16 protein-coding genes and 1 pseudogene are annotated in these 18,153 nt (G+C 43.8%); 11 read left to right on the top strand and 6 right to left on the bottom strand.

What is annotated here, in order from left to right; translation table 11 throughout:
* The first annotated feature begins 144 nt into the window (after nucleotides 1-144).
* From F6K64_RS29990 to F6K64_RS30020, 7 genes and pseudogenes are all read left to right on the top strand, one after another.
* Nucleotides 145-5,271 (top strand): tetratricopeptide repeat protein, encoded by a 5,127-nt coding sequence (locus F6K64_RS29990; RefSeq protein ID WP_287267291.1) that lies wholly within the window; start codon nucleotides 145-147, stop codon nucleotides 5,269-5,271.
* A gap of 199 nt (nucleotides 5,272-5,470) precedes the next feature.
* Nucleotides 5,471-5,998: a P-loop NTPase family protein gene (locus F6K64_RS29995; protein WP_287267293.1), complete on the top strand. Its 528-nt coding sequence runs from the start codon at nucleotides 5,471-5,473 to the stop codon at nucleotides 5,996-5,998.
* Between the two features lie 51 nt (nucleotides 5,999-6,049).
* A complete protein-coding gene (locus F6K64_RS30000) occupies nucleotides 6,050-7,021 on the top strand; it encodes an NAD(P)-dependent alcohol dehydrogenase (protein WP_008181485.1) in 972 nt (323 codons plus the stop codon).
* A 46-nt stretch (nucleotides 7,022-7,067) separates the two neighbouring features.
* Nucleotides 7,068-7,397, top strand: a complete 330-nt coding sequence (locus F6K64_RS30005) for a hypothetical protein (protein WP_287267295.1) — start codon at nucleotides 7,068-7,070, stop codon at nucleotides 7,395-7,397.
* A 38-nt stretch (nucleotides 7,398-7,435) separates the two neighbouring features.
* Entirely contained in the window at nucleotides 7,436-7,693 is a 258-nt protein-coding gene (locus F6K64_RS30010; protein ID WP_287267297.1) for a hypothetical protein, read from the top strand.
* Nucleotides 7,694-7,723: 30 nt separating this feature from the next.
* A complete protein-coding gene (locus F6K64_RS30015; protein WP_287257087.1) occupies nucleotides 7,724-8,164 on the top strand; it encodes an HNH endonuclease in 441 nt (146 codons plus the stop codon).
* Nucleotides 8,165-8,354: 190 nt separating this feature from the next.
* Nucleotides 8,355-8,498: pseudogene (locus tag F6K64_RS30020) on the top strand (antitoxin family protein); the annotation flags it as partial.
* A gap of 287 nt (nucleotides 8,499-8,785) precedes the next feature.
* Here F6K64_RS30020 and F6K64_RS30025 read toward each other — a convergent pair.
* The 3 genes from F6K64_RS30025 to F6K64_RS30035 all read right to left on the bottom strand — a co-directional run bounded on the left by F6K64_RS30025 (nucleotide 8,786) and on the right by F6K64_RS30035 (nucleotide 12,321).
* Nucleotides 8,786-10,948 carry a heavy metal translocating P-type ATPase gene (locus tag F6K64_RS30025; RefSeq protein WP_008181488.1) on the bottom strand — a complete coding sequence of 721 codons (2,163 nt, stop codon included), beginning with the start codon at nucleotides 10,946-10,948 and terminating at the stop codon, nucleotides 8,786-8,788.
* Between the two features lie 245 nt (nucleotides 10,949-11,193).
* Nucleotides 11,194-11,589: an ArsR/SmtB family transcription factor gene (locus F6K64_RS30030; protein ID WP_008181489.1), complete on the bottom strand. Its 396-nt coding sequence runs from the start codon at nucleotides 11,587-11,589 to the stop codon at nucleotides 11,194-11,196.
* A 477-nt stretch (nucleotides 11,590-12,066) separates the two neighbouring features.
* On the bottom strand, nucleotides 12,067-12,321 hold the full coding sequence (locus tag F6K64_RS30035) for a hypothetical protein (RefSeq protein WP_071986830.1): 255 nt from the start codon (nucleotides 12,319-12,321) through the stop codon (nucleotides 12,067-12,069).
* Between the two features lie 252 nt (nucleotides 12,322-12,573).
* Between F6K64_RS30035 and F6K64_RS30040 the strand changes: the two genes are divergently transcribed.
* Nucleotides 12,574-12,696: a hypothetical protein gene (locus F6K64_RS30040; protein WP_287267299.1), complete on the top strand. Its 123-nt coding sequence runs from the start codon at nucleotides 12,574-12,576 to the stop codon at nucleotides 12,694-12,696.
* A 184-nt stretch (nucleotides 12,697-12,880) separates the two neighbouring features.
* Here the strand turns inward: F6K64_RS30040 and F6K64_RS30045 are convergent, their stop codons facing one another.
* The 3 genes from F6K64_RS30045 to F6K64_RS30055 all read right to left on the bottom strand — a co-directional run bounded on the left by F6K64_RS30045 (nucleotide 12,881) and on the right by F6K64_RS30055 (nucleotide 15,578).
* Complete coding sequence (locus tag F6K64_RS30045; RefSeq protein ID WP_287267300.1) at nucleotides 12,881-14,230, bottom strand: TIGR03279 family radical SAM protein; 1,350 nt, start codon at nucleotides 14,228-14,230, stop codon at nucleotides 12,881-12,883.
* A 13-nt stretch (nucleotides 14,231-14,243) separates the two neighbouring features.
* Entirely contained in the window at nucleotides 14,244-15,230 is a 987-nt protein-coding gene (locus tag F6K64_RS30050; RefSeq protein WP_502708086.1) for an undecaprenyl-diphosphate phosphatase, read from the bottom strand.
* Nucleotides 15,231-15,374: 144 nt separating this feature from the next.
* On the bottom strand, nucleotides 15,375-15,578 hold the full coding sequence (locus tag F6K64_RS30055) for a hypothetical protein (protein ID WP_131827016.1): 204 nt from the start codon (nucleotides 15,576-15,578) through the stop codon (nucleotides 15,375-15,377).
* A gap of 24 nt (nucleotides 15,579-15,602) precedes the next feature.
* Between F6K64_RS30055 and F6K64_RS30060 the strand changes: the two genes are divergently transcribed.
* From F6K64_RS30060 to F6K64_RS30070, 3 genes are all read left to right on the top strand, one after another.
* The gene (locus tag F6K64_RS30060) at nucleotides 15,603-15,764 is read left to right on the top strand and encodes a hypothetical protein (protein WP_154659716.1); all 162 of its coding nucleotides are present in this window, start codon (nucleotides 15,603-15,605) and stop codon (nucleotides 15,762-15,764) included.
* A 221-nt stretch (nucleotides 15,765-15,985) separates the two neighbouring features.
* The gene (locus F6K64_RS30065; RefSeq protein ID WP_008181504.1) at nucleotides 15,986-16,627 is read left to right on the top strand and encodes a DUF3120 domain-containing protein; all 642 of its coding nucleotides are present in this window, start codon (nucleotides 15,986-15,988) and stop codon (nucleotides 16,625-16,627) included.
* Between the two features lie 320 nt (nucleotides 16,628-16,947).
* The gene (locus tag F6K64_RS30070; protein WP_008181506.1) at nucleotides 16,948-17,988 is read left to right on the top strand and encodes an adenylate/guanylate cyclase domain-containing protein; all 1,041 of its coding nucleotides are present in this window, start codon (nucleotides 16,948-16,950) and stop codon (nucleotides 17,986-17,988) included.
* Nucleotides 17,989-18,153 lie beyond the last annotated feature (165 nt).

Here is an 18,153-nt window from a genome sequence, read left to right on the forward strand (position 1 = left end):
TAGGGTTTCTTGCATCTATTATGAGGTACTCTTCTCAACCTCATAAATCCAATAAATTAACGATTTTTGTGAATACTAATCCTCGCTCCCACACTCCCCATCTCCCCATCTCCCCATCTCCCCACTCTCACTCAAGATTCACCCATGGAAACAGCCCCTGACCCATTGACGCCTGCTGACCATAATGAGCTGGATAGCTTAGTCACGACTCTAGCACTATCTAGTGGCACCACCATTATTTTTGCTATTGCTCCCGAAAGTGGTCCCAACCATCCGGTGGTGCAGCAGTTTACATCTGTTGTTAATCAAGAAGCCTTTAGTGAGGAAGAGTTTCAGGTTCGCAACTTTTTCTACAGTCAGGATTCTTTAATTAATTTTCTATACCGTCTCAATCCCGTTGATCAAGAGACCTCTGTCAACACTCCTGCTCCCAGTCGTCCTCTGATCATGGCCTTCGGGATTGAGCAGTTGGAGATACCTCGTCGCATCAATGAGCTAAAACGACTGAATGTCGGTAGAGAATCCCTGTTTGAGCGAGACATGGTATTGATGTTTTGGCTCAATAAACGACAATTTTTGGATGAGTTTCGCCTCGGGGCTCCGGATTTCTGGGATTGGCGGGAGCAGATTGTGGAATTTCAAACCCATCCCCCCCCGGCACAGTTATTTTATCCCTATCTGGATTGGTTAATTGCCCAGAATTCTTATGTCAAGTTTAGTGGCGTGATGCAGGTGCAGCGCCAAGTCGATATTTTTCTGGATCAGGTCTATATTTCCCTGAAGGCTGAACGTCAGAAGCTGGTGGTTGATACCTCCGATGCTAGGCATTTATCTAAAGCTAATTTATCTAGCCCTTCGATGGGGGTAGATCAGTTGGAAAGGATATCCCAGGATATCGATATCTCTAGCAATACTAAAACTATTCCGGAAAAGGTTGATTTAGCGAAAGCTATACAGGATAGTCAGTATAGCGTGATTTTGGGAGACCCTGGTGCTGGGAAAACTACCCTGCTGAAATATCTAGCGCTCCATTTTGCCACCGCTCAACGGGATGACCAGAAAACGGTATTGGCAGGGGAGGCTAACGAGAATTTGGGGCAAACTCGCTTACCGGTGTTCTTTCGGATTGCTGATTATGCGGAACGGTTGGCAACCGAATCCGACTTGAGCTTGCAACAGTTTCTTAGGGAATTCTCTGAGCAGTGGCAAGGTGAATTTACAAATCAGACTGGTAACGAACTGAGCAATAGCCCCCTAAATCCCCCAATTCTGGGGGACTTTGAGACAGGAGTTAGCAATAGCCCCCTAAATCCCCCAATTCTGGGGTACTTTGATACCATTTCCCCGCAAAATTGGGGGGTTAGGGCGTGTTTTCAAAGTTTTCCGCAAGATGATGATCCCCCCCAGCCCCCCTTAATAAGGGGGGAGCAATACTCAAAGTCCCCCGAGCGAGGGATTGCTCGCTCGGGGGATTTAGGGGGATCTCCGAGTTTGAAGACACGCCCTAGGGGGGCAAAACCAAGTCAACTTGGTAGATCCGATAATACTACAACCATTTTTGAGCATTTGCATCACAAACTCGATAATGGTAATTGTCTAGTGCTGTTGGATGGCTTGGATGAGGTGTTTAATCAGGAAATACGCCAACAGATAGTTAACCAAATTGAAGAGTTTGTTACCAAATTCCCTAGTAACAAGTTTGTGATTACTAGCCGGATTGCTGGCTATCGGGAGGTTAAATTAAGCCAACGGTTTTCCCATTTCACCATTACTGAGATGGAACCGGAACAGGTGGAGCGGTTTCTCGACCGATGGTGTTTAGCAGTAGAGAAAGCTCAAAGGCCAGATGCTAGTCAGCACTATTGGCAGCAGGAAGCCGATCATCAAAGTGGGGAACTTAAGAGCGCGATCGCAGCCAGTGAGGGAGTCAAGCGTATGACCGGGAATCCCTTATTGTTAACGATTTTGGCATTAATTCACCGCAATGGCTCTCGCTTGCCCAATCAACGGGTAAAACTCTATGAATTAGCGGTCCAGACCTTGACCGAAGATTGGCAATTGAGCAAAAAATTGCCTGGTGCTGAGACCGTAGTGCTCAAAGAAAGTCAGGTGATGGCACTGTTGGCTCCCTTGGCTTACTGGATGCATGAACAGAAACCCTCGGGATTAGTCAGTGAACCAGAAGTTAGGAAAAAACTAGCCCAAATCCATGGGGAGTTGAATGATGAAGACCCAGATTCCGAGAGCGTGCAGTGGCAAATTAATGATTTTTTGCTGAGGGTCAGGGAAACAACCGGTTTGTTTGTAGAACGTGCCCCTGGTAGTTATGGGTTTATGCATCTGACCTTTGAAGAATATTTTGCCGCTCGGTATATTGCGGATAATGATGTTAGTGAGATTCTCGATATTATTAATTCCCATCGATATGAAGCCCGTTGGGATGAACCAATTTTGTTAGCCTTAGGGTATTTGGGCAGTGAGAATCCCAGACGAATAAATAAGTTAGTTCAAGGATTTTTTAAACCCTTAGATCAGTATCAGCCTAGGATTGATCATGGGGAAATCAGGATTATAAAGCATTCATCGCAGGATGTGGTTTTAGTTTGGCCAGTCTTAGGGGAAGATTCAACGGTTTCATACCAGGAGTCGCCATCGGTATTGCAGGATTTACTGTTTGCAGGTAAAGTTTTGGCGGATGTTGATGTCAACAGCAAGATTCGAGCCAGGGTGATTCAGCAGTTGGTGTGGACTTACTTGGGGTTAGATGAAGACTTTGAGCATGAAACGATTAAGGAATTGTTGAGCAGGTTACGAGATATTGAAAGGTTTAATCAAAAATATGAAGTGATTAAGTGTCTCCAAGAAGCGGCTAATAATTTAAAGCTAAGTCAACAGCGATGGGTAAAGACTCAGTTAGCAAGTTTATACATAGCTTGTAGTCAAGCTGGAGAAACCTTAGTTAGTGGTGTAAATGAATTTGTTCAACAGCTAGTTAACCAAGCAGAGCCTAAGCTATTCAATAATCTGATCGATTTAGTGACCGAACTAGGGGAAGACATGACCCCAGCTCTGGAAGCAATTAGACAACATCCGATTCGGGTTCAGGCAAGTCAACAAGCCATAGAGTTTGTAACAGCACTGTCTTATATCCGCCCGGATAACTATGATCAGGCTATTGGGATTTTAGAGGAGATTAATCAAAATTCAGATAGTCCTATCAATGGTTACATTACTTGGGCAATAGCTACCTGTTACCGGAAACAGGAGGAATATGACAAAGCGATTGCATCCTACGAACAGATCATTGAAATCAATCAGCAGTTGGGAAAGCAGAAGAATGTAGCAAAATTATGGTACTGGCTGGCTATTTGTTATCGACTATCCGGGAAATATCAGCAAGCTCTCCATTGCGAACTCAAAGACTTAGCTATCCGTCAGCAGCTTGATGACCAACTAAATCTTGCTGATGCCTACTGGAATTTAGGTAGAATCTATCAAGCTTGGCGTAAGTACGATGAAGCGATCGCATACCACCAACAAAGTCTTGAACTCTATGACCAGTTAGATAAACAAAAGAATGTCGCCAATCAGTGGTATTGGCTAGGTGATTGTTATCGAAACTGGGGCAAATATCAGCAAGCTGTTGATTGTCAACTCAAAACCTTAGCCATTCGTCAGCAGCTTAATGACCAATCTAGGATAGCATTAGCCTACTATCAGCTTGGTAGAATCTATCAAGATTGGGGTCAGTATGATCAAGCGATCGCATCTTACCAACAAAGCCGTGACCTTTATCACCAGTTGGATTTACAACAAAATGTCGCCAATCTGTGGTATTGGCTAGCTGATTGTTATCGAGACTGGGGTAAATATCAGCAAGCTGTAGATTGTCAACTTAAAGAGTTAGCTATCCGTCAGCACCTTGATCACCAATCAGATATAGCATTAGCCTACTGGAAGATAGGTTACATTTATCAAGATTGGTGTAAGTATGATCAAGCGATCGCATACTACCAACAAAGCCTTGACCTTTATCACCAGTTGGATAAACAGAAAGATGTTGCCGATTCCTGGTATTGGCTAGCTATTTGTTATGGAGACTGGGGTAAATATCAGCAAGCAGTCGATTGTCAACTCAAAGACTTAGCCATCCGTCAGCAGCTTGATGACCAACCGAGGATAGCATTAGCCTACGGTCACCTAGGTAGAATCTATAAAGATTGGGGTCAGTATGAAAATGCGATCGCATATTACCAACAAAGCCTTGAACTCTATGATAAGTTGAATAAAAAGAAAGATGTAGCCAATCTGTGGTATCACTTAGCTGATTGTTATCGAAACTGGGGTAAATATCAGCAAGCTGTTGATTGTGAACTCAAAGACTTAGCCATTCGTCAGCAGCTTGATGACCAACCTAGGATAGCATTAGCCTACTATCAACTAGGTAGAATCTATGAATCTTGGGGTCAGTATGAAAATGCGATCGCATCTTACCAACAAAGTCGTGAACTCTATGACCAGTTAGATTTACAGAAGAATGTTGCCAATCAGTGGCGTTGGCTAGCTGATTGTTATCGAGAATTAGGTGATTACACCAAAGCCATTGACTATTACCAGCAAAGCCTAAATCTCCATCAACAACTGGGTCAAAATGAAAAGATTGCTAATCGGTATCGAAAAATTGGTAACAGCCAACGGCTCCTAGCCACAAATACTCCAGACACAACCCAAGCCCTCCACTTACTCAGCCAAGGGGAGCAAAGTATTGGTCAAGCCATCGAAATTAGTAAAGCCAACGACTACAAAGCCAACCAAGCCTACAACTATACCGCTCTTGGCTTACTCTATTCAGAACACTTGCGCCGATTACCCTCCAACCATCCTACTTTACCGGAACAGATAGAGCAATTTGAAACCAACTACACCATGGGCTTAAGGTTACTTTCAGAACTTGGAGAAATTGTCGATAGGGCGGAAGAAATTCTAGATATCTCCCGGGCTTACCTAGAGGTAAATGTCTTAGAAAACCTTGACCGAGCGGAAGCGTTAGCCATGGAATCTTTACAAGTCTTCCTAGACTACAACCGTCGGAAACTACAAGCCTCGGCTCGCCAGCTCTTAGGGGAAATTTACTTGCGTCGTGTTGAGGGTAATCAACCGAATGCTAAAGCAAGGGCTTCCCAATTTTTTAGTGAAAGTTTAGAATTTTACCGGACCTTAGATATTCAGGGAAAAGTGATAGAATTGGAGCAACAATTAAAGGGAATTTAGAATTTAGAATTTAGAATGGAGAATTTAGAATGGAGAATTTAGAATTTAGAATTTAGAATTTAGAATTTAGAATTTAGAATTTAGAATGGAGAATTGGGAACAGTATAGCGTTTTTTAGCCTAATGAGGTACACAGGATTTTTCCCTGTTCCCTCTTATCTGTTCCCTGTTCCCTGTTCCCTGTTCCCTACTCCCTAACTATGAAGAGAGTTGCAGTATTTGGCAATGCTGGCGCTGGCAAATCGACCCTCAGCAAACGTTTAGCGGAAATAACTGGATTACCCCTGGTACCCCTCGATCTCATGCAATATAGACCGGGCGGTGATCAGGTGCCCCATGCCGAGTTTAAAGCCGCCCATGATCACCTCTTGCAACAGGAGCAATGGATCGTTGATGGATTTGGCTCACTCGATACCGTGTGGCAACGGCTAGATGTAGCCGATACCCTGGTCTATCTGGATATGGCTGTGCTGCGACATTACTGGTGGGTCACAAAGCGATTTGTTAAAAGTCTTTGGGTGCCACCGGAAGGCTGGCCTGAAAATAGTCCCCTAGTAAAAGGCACACTGAATTCCTATAACACGGTCTGGCTGTGTCATAAAAAGCTAACGCCTAAGTACCGGACTTATGTGGAAACGGCTAAAGCAACAAAGCAGGTTTACCATTTGCGATCGCCCCAAGAGGTAAAGTATTTTTTGCAAACTATGGTGACAGAATTTGGAGGGTAAGCCGGTCCACATCAGCAATGGAATACACCACTATCAAAGACATAGAAATTCATGAAAGCAATTGTTTTAACAAAATATGGTTCATCAGATGTGCTTGAGCTTCAAGAGGTAGAAAAACCAAAGCCGAAGGAGGGTGAAGTCTTAGTCAAAATTCAGGCCACAGCGATCAATGACTGGGACTGGTGCCTGATGCGAGGCACACCATTTTATATCCGTTTGCTCTGTGGTCTGTTTAAGCCAAACATCCCAATTCCTGGTGCTGAAATCGCCGGACGAGTTGAAGCGATCGCCCCCAATGTCACGCAGTTTAAACCTGGTGATGCGGTCTATGGAGATATTTCTGAATGTGGGTTTGGTGGATTTGCCGAGTATGTCTGTGTGCCTGAAACGGCTTTAGCCTTGAAGCCTGACCCCATGACATTTGTTGAAGCCACAGCACTTCCCCATGCCGCAATGCTAGCAGTACAAGGTTTGGTTGATCAAGGACAGATCCAGCCCGGACAAAAAGTATTGATCAACGGTGCAGGTGGTGGTGTTGGTACGTTGGCTGTGCAGATCGCCAAATCCATTGGCGTGACTGACGTGACTGGAGTGGATAGCTCTGATAAATTCGACATGATGCACTCAGTCGGATTTGGGCAAACGATCGATTACACCCAGGAAGACTTTACACAGGGCAAGGAACGGTACGACTTGATACTAGATACCAAGACAAATCGCTCGATATTCAATTATCTACGTGTACTGAATCCCCAGGGAACCTATGTAACGGTTGGGGGGGACACCGCTTGTCTTTTTCAGGTATTACTCTTGCAGGCAATCATTCGTATATTTAGCAATAAGAGAGTCTGTCTGGTTACTCTCAAACCAAACAAGGATTTGGATTACATCAATAAGCTTTTCAAAGCTGGCGATGTCAAGCCCGTGCTAGATGGCCCTTACACATTAAGTGAAGTGCCTGAAATGATCCAGTATTTCGGTATAGGCAAACATCAGGGCAAAGTGGTTATCGCTCTAGAGTAAGAGGTAAAATTGAAATAGCCACTAAAGATGAGCAGGAAATGGAGTCATGATTTATGAAGTTATCCTCAGTAGAGAAAACGATAAATATATCGCCCGTGCCAAAGAATGGCCCGAAGTCATGGTTGTAGAAAATAGCCGTGATGCTGCCATCAATCAGCTTAAAGCCCAACTACTTGACTATCTAACGAATCAGGTTGAAGTCGTTGAAGTTGACATTCCCCTACTAGGGAAGACAGGAAATCCTTGGCTGGATAAATTTGGATGGTTTAAGGATGACCCGACCTTTGACGATCTACAGGCTGAAATTGCTGCCTATCGGCAAGAAATCGATCAAGAGATATTGATTTTACCAACTCTATCCCCTGATTGTCTATAATATAGTTGCCCATTGTTATCGTTGTTCGGAATGTGACCATGACGACTTTAGTAAAAACTCAAAAAATATATGATGAATTTATTAATTTTATTGCTCAAGGAACTAGCCCAGAAAGTGTGACTAATTTTCAATTTTCGGAAGCTACAAAGGAACAGATAGACGATTTAGTGGAACGAGCAAAATTAGGAGATTTATCCCCATCTGAAAAAAACGAACTTGAACAGTTTTTAGTGGTCGAACATCTAATTAGATTGACGAAAGCTAGAGCTCATCAATACCTTAAATCTGTCTCTTAGTATAGAGAGAAGTATATAAATAAATTAATTATGCCTAGACAGTATATCACTAAAGAACTGAAACGATTAGTCAGTCAGCGGGCTAAAGGTTTGTGTGAATATTGTCTGATTTCTGAACAGGATAGCGGTGGGTGTCAATTTGACCACATTATTAGTGTCAAGCATGGGGGTGAAACGACTGCGGAAAATTTAGCCTATGCTTGTTTGTATTGTAACCTAAATAAAGGAACAGATTTAGGGTCAATTATTTGGCCCACAGGTGATCTGGTGAGATTTTTTAATCCTAGACGAGAGCAATGGTCTGAGCATTTTCGTCTTGAGGGTGCAATGATTCAATCTTTAACAGATATTGGGGAAGTCACAGCCAGAATTTTACAGTTTAATAGTAGCGATCGCATTTTAGAAAGACAATTGTTGATTGAGGTAAATAGATACCCTTCACCTGAAGCCTTAAAACAAATGAAAGCATAAATAAAATCATCTTCCTTAGGTGCGCTTGACCCATGAAGCATTAAATTTCCACGGGTCGCACCTAAAAGCACGGATTGCCAGTAGCGCATTAGCTGTTGGCGTAGCCTGCACTTAGCGCATATGCTTACCTTTGTATAGGCTAAACTTTAAGTAACTAACTAATCTACCCCTAATTCTTATGATGGAGCTTTCCCCTCAAGTTATTCCTCCTAAGATTACCGATATTGAGGCTAGACAAGATTTTTTAAGGTTACTTGTTGAGCGAATGCAACAAAACCCTATTCCTTCTGATGCTCCTCAGTTTACACGAGATGTGTTGCATGAAGATAGTTAAAAGCTTAAATAATGGTGTTGCTTAATAATGGAATGATTTTAATAGTAGGTGCGCTTTCCAATGGCCGAGTAAATCGCCCTTGGGTCGCATCTGTGGAATAGGCATCTTGCCTGTTCCTGATCTTTTGGAGCGGGCAGGATGCCCACTCTACTCCTATTCATTCAAAGATTTATAGCTTTTTTTTATTTTTATGAGGTACAAATATTTTGTAACTCTTGCCTCTTGCCTCTTGCCTCTTGCCTGCTCCCTAAAAAATGTACCTCACCTAATTGAAATAAACCTCATCTTCAATTCTCCCTTATCTGCAATACCCGACTAGCATTAAGAATCGCCAACAGAGCCACTCCCATATCGGCAAATACAGCTTCCCAGAGAGTTGCTACCCCCATCGCACCCAGAGCAATAAAGATGACTTTCACTCCCAAAGCAATAATAATATTTTGCCAAACAATACCTAGGGTTCGGCGGGCGATCGCGATCGCTTCTGCTACTTTAGAGGGAGCATCAGTCATAATTACCACGTCGGCGGTTTCGATAGCAGCATCTGAGCCTAATCCCCCCATAGCTATGCCCACATCAGCACGAGCAATTACTGGTGCGTCGTTGATGCCATCTCCCACAAATGCGGTTTTATGGTTAGTTTGGTTTACTGCTGTGAGGATCTTCTCTAAAGCATTCACCTTATCCTCTGGTAAAAGTTCGGCTTGAAAATCATCTATCCCTAGGGTTCGAGCGATAGTATTAGCTATGGTTTGACTGTCTCCTGTCAGCATCACAGTTTTAATCTGCTGTTGGTGCAGTGCTTGGATAGCATTGATAGCATCTTCTTTGAGTTCATCGGCAATTAAGATACGCCCACTGTATTCACCATCCACCGCTAAGTGAGCTACCGTACCATCAGCCACACAAACATCATGGGAAATCCCCTCTCGATGGAGTAAGCGATCGTTTCCTGCGATCACAACTTTTCCATCAATTTGGGCGCAAATACCCTGTCCCGCAATTTCTTGATAATTTTCAACCTTAGAACTATCAATCGGTTTGCCATGAGCTTGTCGAATCGATTGGGCGACGGGATGATTTGACCCAGATTCTACATGAGCAGCTAATTCTAGTAGTTGCTCTTGACTCAAACCATTGTGGGTAATAATATCGGTGACTCGAAAGTTTCCTTTAGTAAGGGTGCCAGTTTTATCAAAGACGACGGTTTTCACCTGAGTTAGGGCATCTAAAAAGGTAGAACCTTTAATCAAAATACCGCGCTTGGCTGCTCCTCCAATACCGCCAAAATAGCCCAGAGGAATACTAATGACTAATCCACAGGGACAGGAAATCACCAATAGCACCAAGGCTCGATAAGTCCAGGTACTGGCGCTTGCTCCGGAAATCAGCAAAGGTGGTAACAGGGCAATTGCTAGGGAAAGAAACACCACAACGGGTGTATAGTAGCGGGCAAAGCGAGTAATAAACTTTTCCGTGTCGGCTTTTTTGCTTCTGGCGTTTTCCACCAAGTCCAAAATTCTGGCAATGGAAGACTCGTCAAAGGGCTTAGTAACGCGAATGGTTAGCCCTCCAGACTGGTTAATCATCCCTGCTAACACCAGATCTCCTGTTAGAACAGTACGGGGGACTGATTCTCCTGTGAGGGCAGAAGTATCCAGTTGGGAACTTCCTTCAATAATCTCACCGTCTAGGGGAACTTTCTCCCCAGGGCGTACCCGAATCATTTCTCCAACAGCAACTTGATCAGGGGAAACGGTTTTTATCTCGCCGTTAACTAGCAGATTAGCAGTATCGGGACGCACTTCCAGCAAGGCTCGAATCGAACGACGCGATCGCCCCACCGCAGACCCCTGTACCAATTCTCCCACCTGGTAAAACAACATCACCCCCACTGCTTCCGGTAGTTCGTGAATAGCGATCGCGCCTATGGTAGCAATGGTCATCAGAAAGTTTTCGTCAAAAATCCGACCCCCCAGGATATTTCGCCCCGCAGTGGTTAGCACTCCCCAACCACAGAGTAAGTAAGCAGGAATCAAGATGGCATATTCAGCTATGCCAAAAGGAGTCTGATGTAAACTATCTTGAAAAATCAGTCCGATTAACAAAAGGGGAGTAGCGATCGCGACCGCTCTTAACTCGCGCCACAAGTTAAATTCATTCTTTCCTTGACTGTTCCCGCAGCAGTCATCATGGGTTGTCACCTCCTGTCTTTGACTGTTCCCGCAGCAGTCATCATGAGTTGTCACCTCCTGTCCTTGACTGTTCCCGCAGCAGTGATCATGGGTTGTCACCTCCTGTCCTTGACTGTTGCCGCAGCAGTGATCATGGGTTGTCACCTCCTGTCCTTGACTGTTGCCGCAGCAGTGATCATGGGTTGTCACCTCAGCAACGGCTTCAATGCAATGCCCAGACTTGCAGCAGTCTTGATGATGATGGTGTTCTGCCATAGCAATATCTAACTGTGAACATCTCCTGAATATCTGAAAGACTATTCAGACGAAAGATAATTCAAATTATATAGTAAGTAGCTGTGCAAAATAAATTATTGACAGTATTTTTCATTACTATGAGGTACCAATTATTTTTTATCTGTTCGCATATACAAGGCTTAATAGTCCCTAAAACCCGGAAATATGTACCTCACAAGGCGTAGAATTGCTATATTACTTCTTCCCCTATCTGTGCTCAATAATCAACCTTGATCAAGGTGTTGAGCTACCTCTCGATAAAAAGTCACAATATGTTCATCGGCAAGGCTGTAGTAAACGTTGCGACCTTGACGGCGATATTTGACTAGCTTTTGCGATCGCAATACTCGTAGCTGATGAGATACTGCCGATTCCCCCATTTTTACTATCGCTGCTAAGTCGCAGACACAAAGCTCTTGCTGTGCGAGGGCTGAAAGCAACTTTAGCCGATGGGGGTCGGAAAGAACGCTAAAAAACTCTGCCATCTGTTGCGCTTTTTCCGTTGCTAGAACCTTACTCTGCACCTGCCACACATTATCTAGATGAACTAGGGACTCATCACAGCTTGGAGCATCAGAAGAGTAGACAGTTGGTTTATTTAAGGAACTAGAATCGGCCATGATCAATTATATTTACTATTTAATCTCTAGATCTATGATACTATAGCGTTTCCCGCAGTTATGAGGTACAGTTTTCTTTTACATTGATTCCCTGTCTGATGCGCTCTTACCATTAAGAATTAAATTCGCTCAAGGTGCGACCCGAACGCGCACCTTGAGGCAAAGCCGACGCGGGGCGCGTTCGGGTCGCACCTCTTGATGCAGCGCATCGCTATTCCCAATTCCCGATTACCTACTCCCAATTACCGATTCCCGATTCTAAATTCTAAATTCTAAATTCTAAATTCTAAATTCTAAATTCTAAATTCTAAATTCTAAATTCCCTACTCCCTTAAAAAAAAATAGCCGCAGAAATACTATCTACGGCTAGGAAATTGACCATTAGTGATTCCGTTTTCAACCCTATCAAGACCTGCTTCCATGGGAGCAGACTCGATGATTTTGCCAGGGGGCAAAGCCCCCCAGAAAGTTAATCCGTTAACCCAAAGTTATGTACTTCGTCATCATCGTAATAAATTCCCCAGGAATGCCCGTCGGTTGCAGAGGACTCCACTCAGAAATCTCGGCGTAACGCAGTGCATAGAGGCTATGCATCGTGTTGATGATAGCCTTGCGGGAGCCCTTAAGAATGTGCTTAACAGGGTATTTTTTTGGAGAAGATTCCTGAGGATTATTACTAGGAGTAATATCCTCAGGGTTATTTTCGGGATTTGGGCGAAATTCGGAATCCATATTGGTCACCTTTTGCTTGTTGTTAACAATATAATCATAATGATTATATTGTTAATTGTCAAGGGCTTTTATGATTTTTTTTGAGGAAAGGTATTTTAAATAAAATGTACGGGAACGGAATGGGATCTGATTTTTTTAGGAGTAGTAAAAAAAGGGAATCGGGAATCGGGAATAGTGCTATAATTATTACTAATTACTGATTCCTAAACTATTTGCGATCGCAAAACTGATCTAGCATCTCATTAAAGCTGTTTGACCTGGTGGGTGGAATGGGCATCTTGGTGGAACGGGCATCTTGGTGGAACGGGCATCTTGGTGGAACGGGCATCTTGCCCGTTTCATTTCCGGCGGACTGTCCCAAAACTGGCTACGTAGAAAATGAGGGCAAGCCCGTCTTATCACGCACCCTACGAAACTAAACTATTTGCGATCGCAAAACTGATCTAGCGCTTCTCCCATTAATCAGGTAAACAGGATTTTTACCTATTGCTAGCTTGCCTCTTGCCTCTTGCCTATCCCCAATTCTAAATTCTAAATTCTAAATTCTAACTTCTAACTTCTAACTTCTAACTTCTAACTTCCCTATTGCCCCATCGATCAATTCCTCAACACCATTAACCGGAATAATCGGAGTATTGAGCTGATCAGCCACTTCTGCCACAGTCATATCATCCAGAAACCGGGTATCACCATGCTTAAGCATCAACCCAGGTAACAGAATCATTTCTCCTAAATCTTTTCCTGTTAATCCCTTCAGTAAATCCTGTCCAGTCAGCAAGCCAGTAACCGTTATCTCCTGACCCCAGTAATCACTAGATAACGCAACCATGTTAATCTCCAATCCTGCCACAGCATTGAACCGCTCTACCACAGGTTCAAACGCTTTTTCCACCGCATTACCCACCACCCAAGTCCCCCGCCGGGGGATTTCTAGACCCTTAGGCAACCTTTCAGTAGCAGCAGTTTGGAATTGTTTCAGGAACAGACGAATCGAACCAACACCATTTCCAATTTGAGGGTAGTCTCCATAATCCGATTCTGTCGGTAACTCTTCTCTAGCAATCAAAAACCACTCATCGGCCAACCAAGCAAAGGTAGACCCCAACTCGTGCTTAAATTTCTCCTGAAGCCTTTGAACCTGACCAATCACTTCCCTTGCTTTGTCCCCAGTAACACTAATTAGTTCATCCTCCTGGGGTCGAAATCGAGTCAATCCCACCGGTACTACTGCCGTTGAAGCCACTGCGGGCAGATCATCGGTATAGAATTGCGCTAAATCTAGCAGAGTACGTTCTAAGTGAATGCCATCATTAATCCCAGGACACACCACTACCTGGGCATGAATTTGCAGCCGTCGCTCCTGAAACCACCTTAACTGCTCTAAAATTTGCCCAGCCCGAGGATTTTTCAGTAACCGTATGCGCACATCCGGTTCAGTAGCATGAACCGAAACATAAAGAGGAGATAGACGCATCCGTTCGATCCGATCCCACTCGGTTTGAGTCAGATTGGTCAGAGTTAAGTAAGACCCATAGAGAAAACTAAGCCGATAGTCATCATCTTTGAAATAAAGGCTTTGGCGCTTACCTGGTGGTTGTTGGTCGATAAAGCAAAATGGGCAACGATTATTGCACTGAATCAAACCATCAAATAACGCTGTCTCGAATTCCAGCCCTAAATCGTCATCATAGTCTTTCTCAATTTCGATCACATGAGTCTTACCCGCCCCATCCAGCACTTCCAGTTCTAAAATTTCATCCGCACACAGGAATTGATAATCAATCAAATCACGGGGATGGCTACCATTAATCGCAACAATAGAATCCCCTGGTTCAAATCCAATCTCAGCGGCAATGGAGTTGGGAAGAACCTTTGTGATTAATACTGGACGAATCGAGCTTTGACTCATTCACTTGCGGACGCTAACTATTTTGTAACAGCCCAGTTATGATACCACCTAGAATTGCTATCCCAAACAATAACCGATACCAGACGAATATCCATACACCTTTTTTCTTGAGATAGCTGATCATCCATGCGATCGCTACGTAGGAAAATACTGCTGATGAAATCACCCCTACAATCAGTGACATTGCGCCAGCATCCCCGATGCCATCTTTGAGCAAACCGACTAACTCCACTAAACCAGCTAAGGTAATCGCTGGGATGCCCAACAAAAAGGAAAACCTTGCTGCGGTTGCTGGTTCCAAACCCATGAATAAACCAGCAGTCAGAGTTGAGCCAGACCGGGAGACACCAGGCATTAAAGCCAACGCCTGAGCCAAGCCCATCCCGATCCCATCTTTAAGACCTAAATCCTCAAAGTTACGCTTACGCTTACCCACCACTTCAGAAACACCCATCAACAAACCCATCACAATCGAGACATAGGCGATTGACATGGTACTCCGTATCGGAGAATTGTCATAATCAGGGATAAAGATTTTAATCAGCAGTCCAAAGAAGACAATGGGTAGGGTTCCCAACGCAATTCCCAGTGCCATCTGGAAGTCTTGGGATTGGTAATCGGATGTACGGATAGCTTTGAATGCGCCAGTAGTGACTTTACTCAAGTCTCCCCAGAAGTACCACACCACCGCCGCAATCGAGCCTAGTTGAATCACAGCCGTAAACGCAACCCCTGGATCACCCCAGCCTAAGGCCACAGGTACCACTTTTAAATGAGCGGTACTACTGATGGGCAGGAATTCCGTAAACCCCTGTACAAAACCCAGCACCACCGCCTGAAAAATAGTCATGTGAGGCGTAGTAATTGTGGCAGTGGTACTGGTTGAGGATAAGACATCTGGGGCAGGAGTTGTGGCGAGAACCTTCAAGGGGAAGGTAAGGCAGGCGCTAAGGACAGCAATGATAGAAAAATTGATAAATTGACGTTTTGATAAGACCATTCTTTCCCCTATTGAGGTTGCTGTAGCTGAATCAGCCAGCCTGAATTCAATCGGTATTCTGGCATAAGTTACCAATAATCGCCAAGGGAATCTGGATGCTTAGCAAACTCTTTATCTTATCCCAATTCCATTCCATCTTGATCTTTAATCCTTAAACCTTAATATTTCATCCTTTTTGGGAATCGGGAATCGGGAATCGGGAATCGGGAATCGGGAATCGGGAATTGGGAATTGGGAGTCGGGAGTCGGGAATCGGGAATCGGGAATCGGGAATCGGGAATCGGGAATCGGGAATCGGGAATCGGGAATCGGGAATCGGGAATCGGGAAAAAGTCTAGCAATAGCCATGGCCCTGACCGTAGGGCATCACCAATGGCTAAGCAAATCTTAATTTTCCATAAATTTTTGAGTTCACCCCGTCAGACCTATTGCCTCTTGCCTATTGCCTCTTGCCTATTGCCTCTTGCCTCTTGCCTATTGCCTCTTGCCTATTGCCTATTGCCTATTGCCTCTTGCCTCTTGCCTTGCGCGTAGCGCTATAACTGCTATATTTCAACCCTTGCCATAAACCACCACATTCAAGTACTCTTACCAATATGCCCCCTGGGGGGATATTGGTAATGATATATTAAGTTGAATAAAGATAATTAAAGATAAATAACAAAATTTTGTTGAAAAATACTTGGTTTTCTGGTATATCCCCAAGGAATTCTAATAATTTAGGGCAACTACTTCTATCGATACCCCCTAGGGGAGTGAGTAATCCTCAAGGATGGCTATTATTTGCTGCCGCCTCCTTCCTGGTTTCTGTGCCAGTGTTCTTCCAAGCTCCCCTAGTGCGCCTTTTCCCACTGTTGAGTTTAGTCATCACCCTGGCTTGGGTGTGGCTAGGGATAAAACTGCTCCAACGTCCATCAACCCAAGTCTGGGGTGACTTGCTGTTGGGATTTAGCTGGAGTTGGCTGGCTGGTTCACTATATTGGGGTTGGTTGCGGACTGAACCTCTACTGCATTTACCGGTAGAGGCAATTGGTCTACCATTCGCTCTGTGGGGATTGTGGCGGGGTTGGGGAAAGGTAGGAAATCTGTTTTACTTGGGTTCGTTATTCGGTACAGCCATGACCGACATCTATTTCTACTTGACGAATCTAATTCCCTACTGGCGTCAGGTGATGGTAGTAGAGCCAGTCCTGGCAAAACCAGTCTTTCAAAATGCGATCGCACAAGTCCAAACTCCTTGGGGAATTAGCTGGGCAGTGCTTTTGGTTGCTACGCTAGGAATAGTTGGTCTTTGGTCATTGACAAAAGAACAGCCCCATTGGTGGACGTTTAGTGGAGCCGTTTTGAGTACAATCGTGGTAGATAGTCTTTTTTGGTTGGCAGCTAACCTAGCATGATGACTCCAGACACTGACCCTAAAAGGTACAGTGTGGGCTTCTTCGGAAGCCTTATTCATTTATTTATATATAGATATTTATATATATATATAAATATTAGGTAAGTTTTGACCATTGTCATTGTGATGGTTATTCCGAAATGACTCCATCATCCTGTGAATGTATCTACTAGGGTCAGCTTCTGAGTCTTGCTGGGTTTTTGACAGCAGCATACTCAAGCTCGATTAGCAGTAACTAGTCAGTAACTTATTGCTGCTATTGTTTCTCCAACTTCTGCGCTATCCTTCCCTGATCAGGGGAAATCTTGGAAAATTGATGCAATGATCAACCTCTCCGTTAACCCTGTTGTTGCTCCTATATCTGTGGTGACTTTGCGATCCACCCCTTACCTACTTATGCCTACCGACTCTGACGATCAGTATATGCCATTAGTTGGTAGTAATTGCTGGACCGTCGGTCGTAGTTATGATAACAATTTTGTACTTTCAGATCGCTGGATTTCCAGAAACCATGCGATGTTGCAGTGTACCGAAAACGGTGATTTCTATCTTATTGATTTAGGCAGCCGTAACGGTACATTTGTCAATGGACGCAGAGTCAGTATTCCGGTGACCTTGCGCAATGGCGATCATCTTACCTTTGGTCAGACAGAATTGGAGTTTTATTGCCCACCCAAGGCTCATAAAACTGAACCATCCGAACCTATACATAAAGATACCCAAACGTCAATATTGCACGTGCGCCGCCTGATTTCTGTGATGGTGGTGGACATCCGAAACTTTACCGTACTCACCCACCAGTTAGATGAAACTACCCTCTCAGTGGCAATTGGTAGTTGGTTCCGGGAGTCTGGAGAAATTCTGAAAAGGTGTGGCAGTTGGGTAGATAAATACATCGGTGACGCGATTATGGCGATTTGGTTTCATGGCTCTCAAGGGGTCAGTGATCAAGAAGCCATGAGTATTTTGCAAGCAGTCAATGACCTCAACAAAATGACTACCAATCTCTCTAAGGAATATCCTCTGCCCTTCCCACTGCGAATTGGTACTGGAATCAACACCGGTTATGCTATTGTTGGTAACACCACTGGTAGTGGCGATCGCCCAGAATACACTGCTGTTGGGGATACTGTAATTGCCGCTTTTCGCCTCGAATCTGCCACCAAGGAACTTGGTCTAGATATTGCCCTAGGGGAGGATACATACCGTTACGTTTCTAAAATCGGAAAGTCTGAGCTTAACTTCAAGCAACACACTGTAAATCTCAAAGGTTATGATAATTCCACTATTACCTACGCTGGAACCTATGGAGATTTAGATAATTTCTTGCGAGTTAACTCTACTATACCAATTGTTGAATAAGCTTTAGGAAAAAGTATCACTCATTTTGGTAAAGGTTAGTAGAATTTAGAATTTAGAATTTAGAATTTAGAATTTAGAATTTAGAATTTAGAATTTAGAATTTAGAATTTAGAATTTAGAATTTAGAATTTAGAATTTAGAATTTAGAATTTAGAATTTAGAATT

Origin of the sequence: Moorena sp. SIO3A2, from assembly GCF_010672265.1 — a bacterium.
GTDB classification, from domain to species: Bacteria; Cyanobacteriota; Cyanobacteriia; order Cyanobacteriales; family Coleofasciculaceae; genus Moorena; species Moorena producens.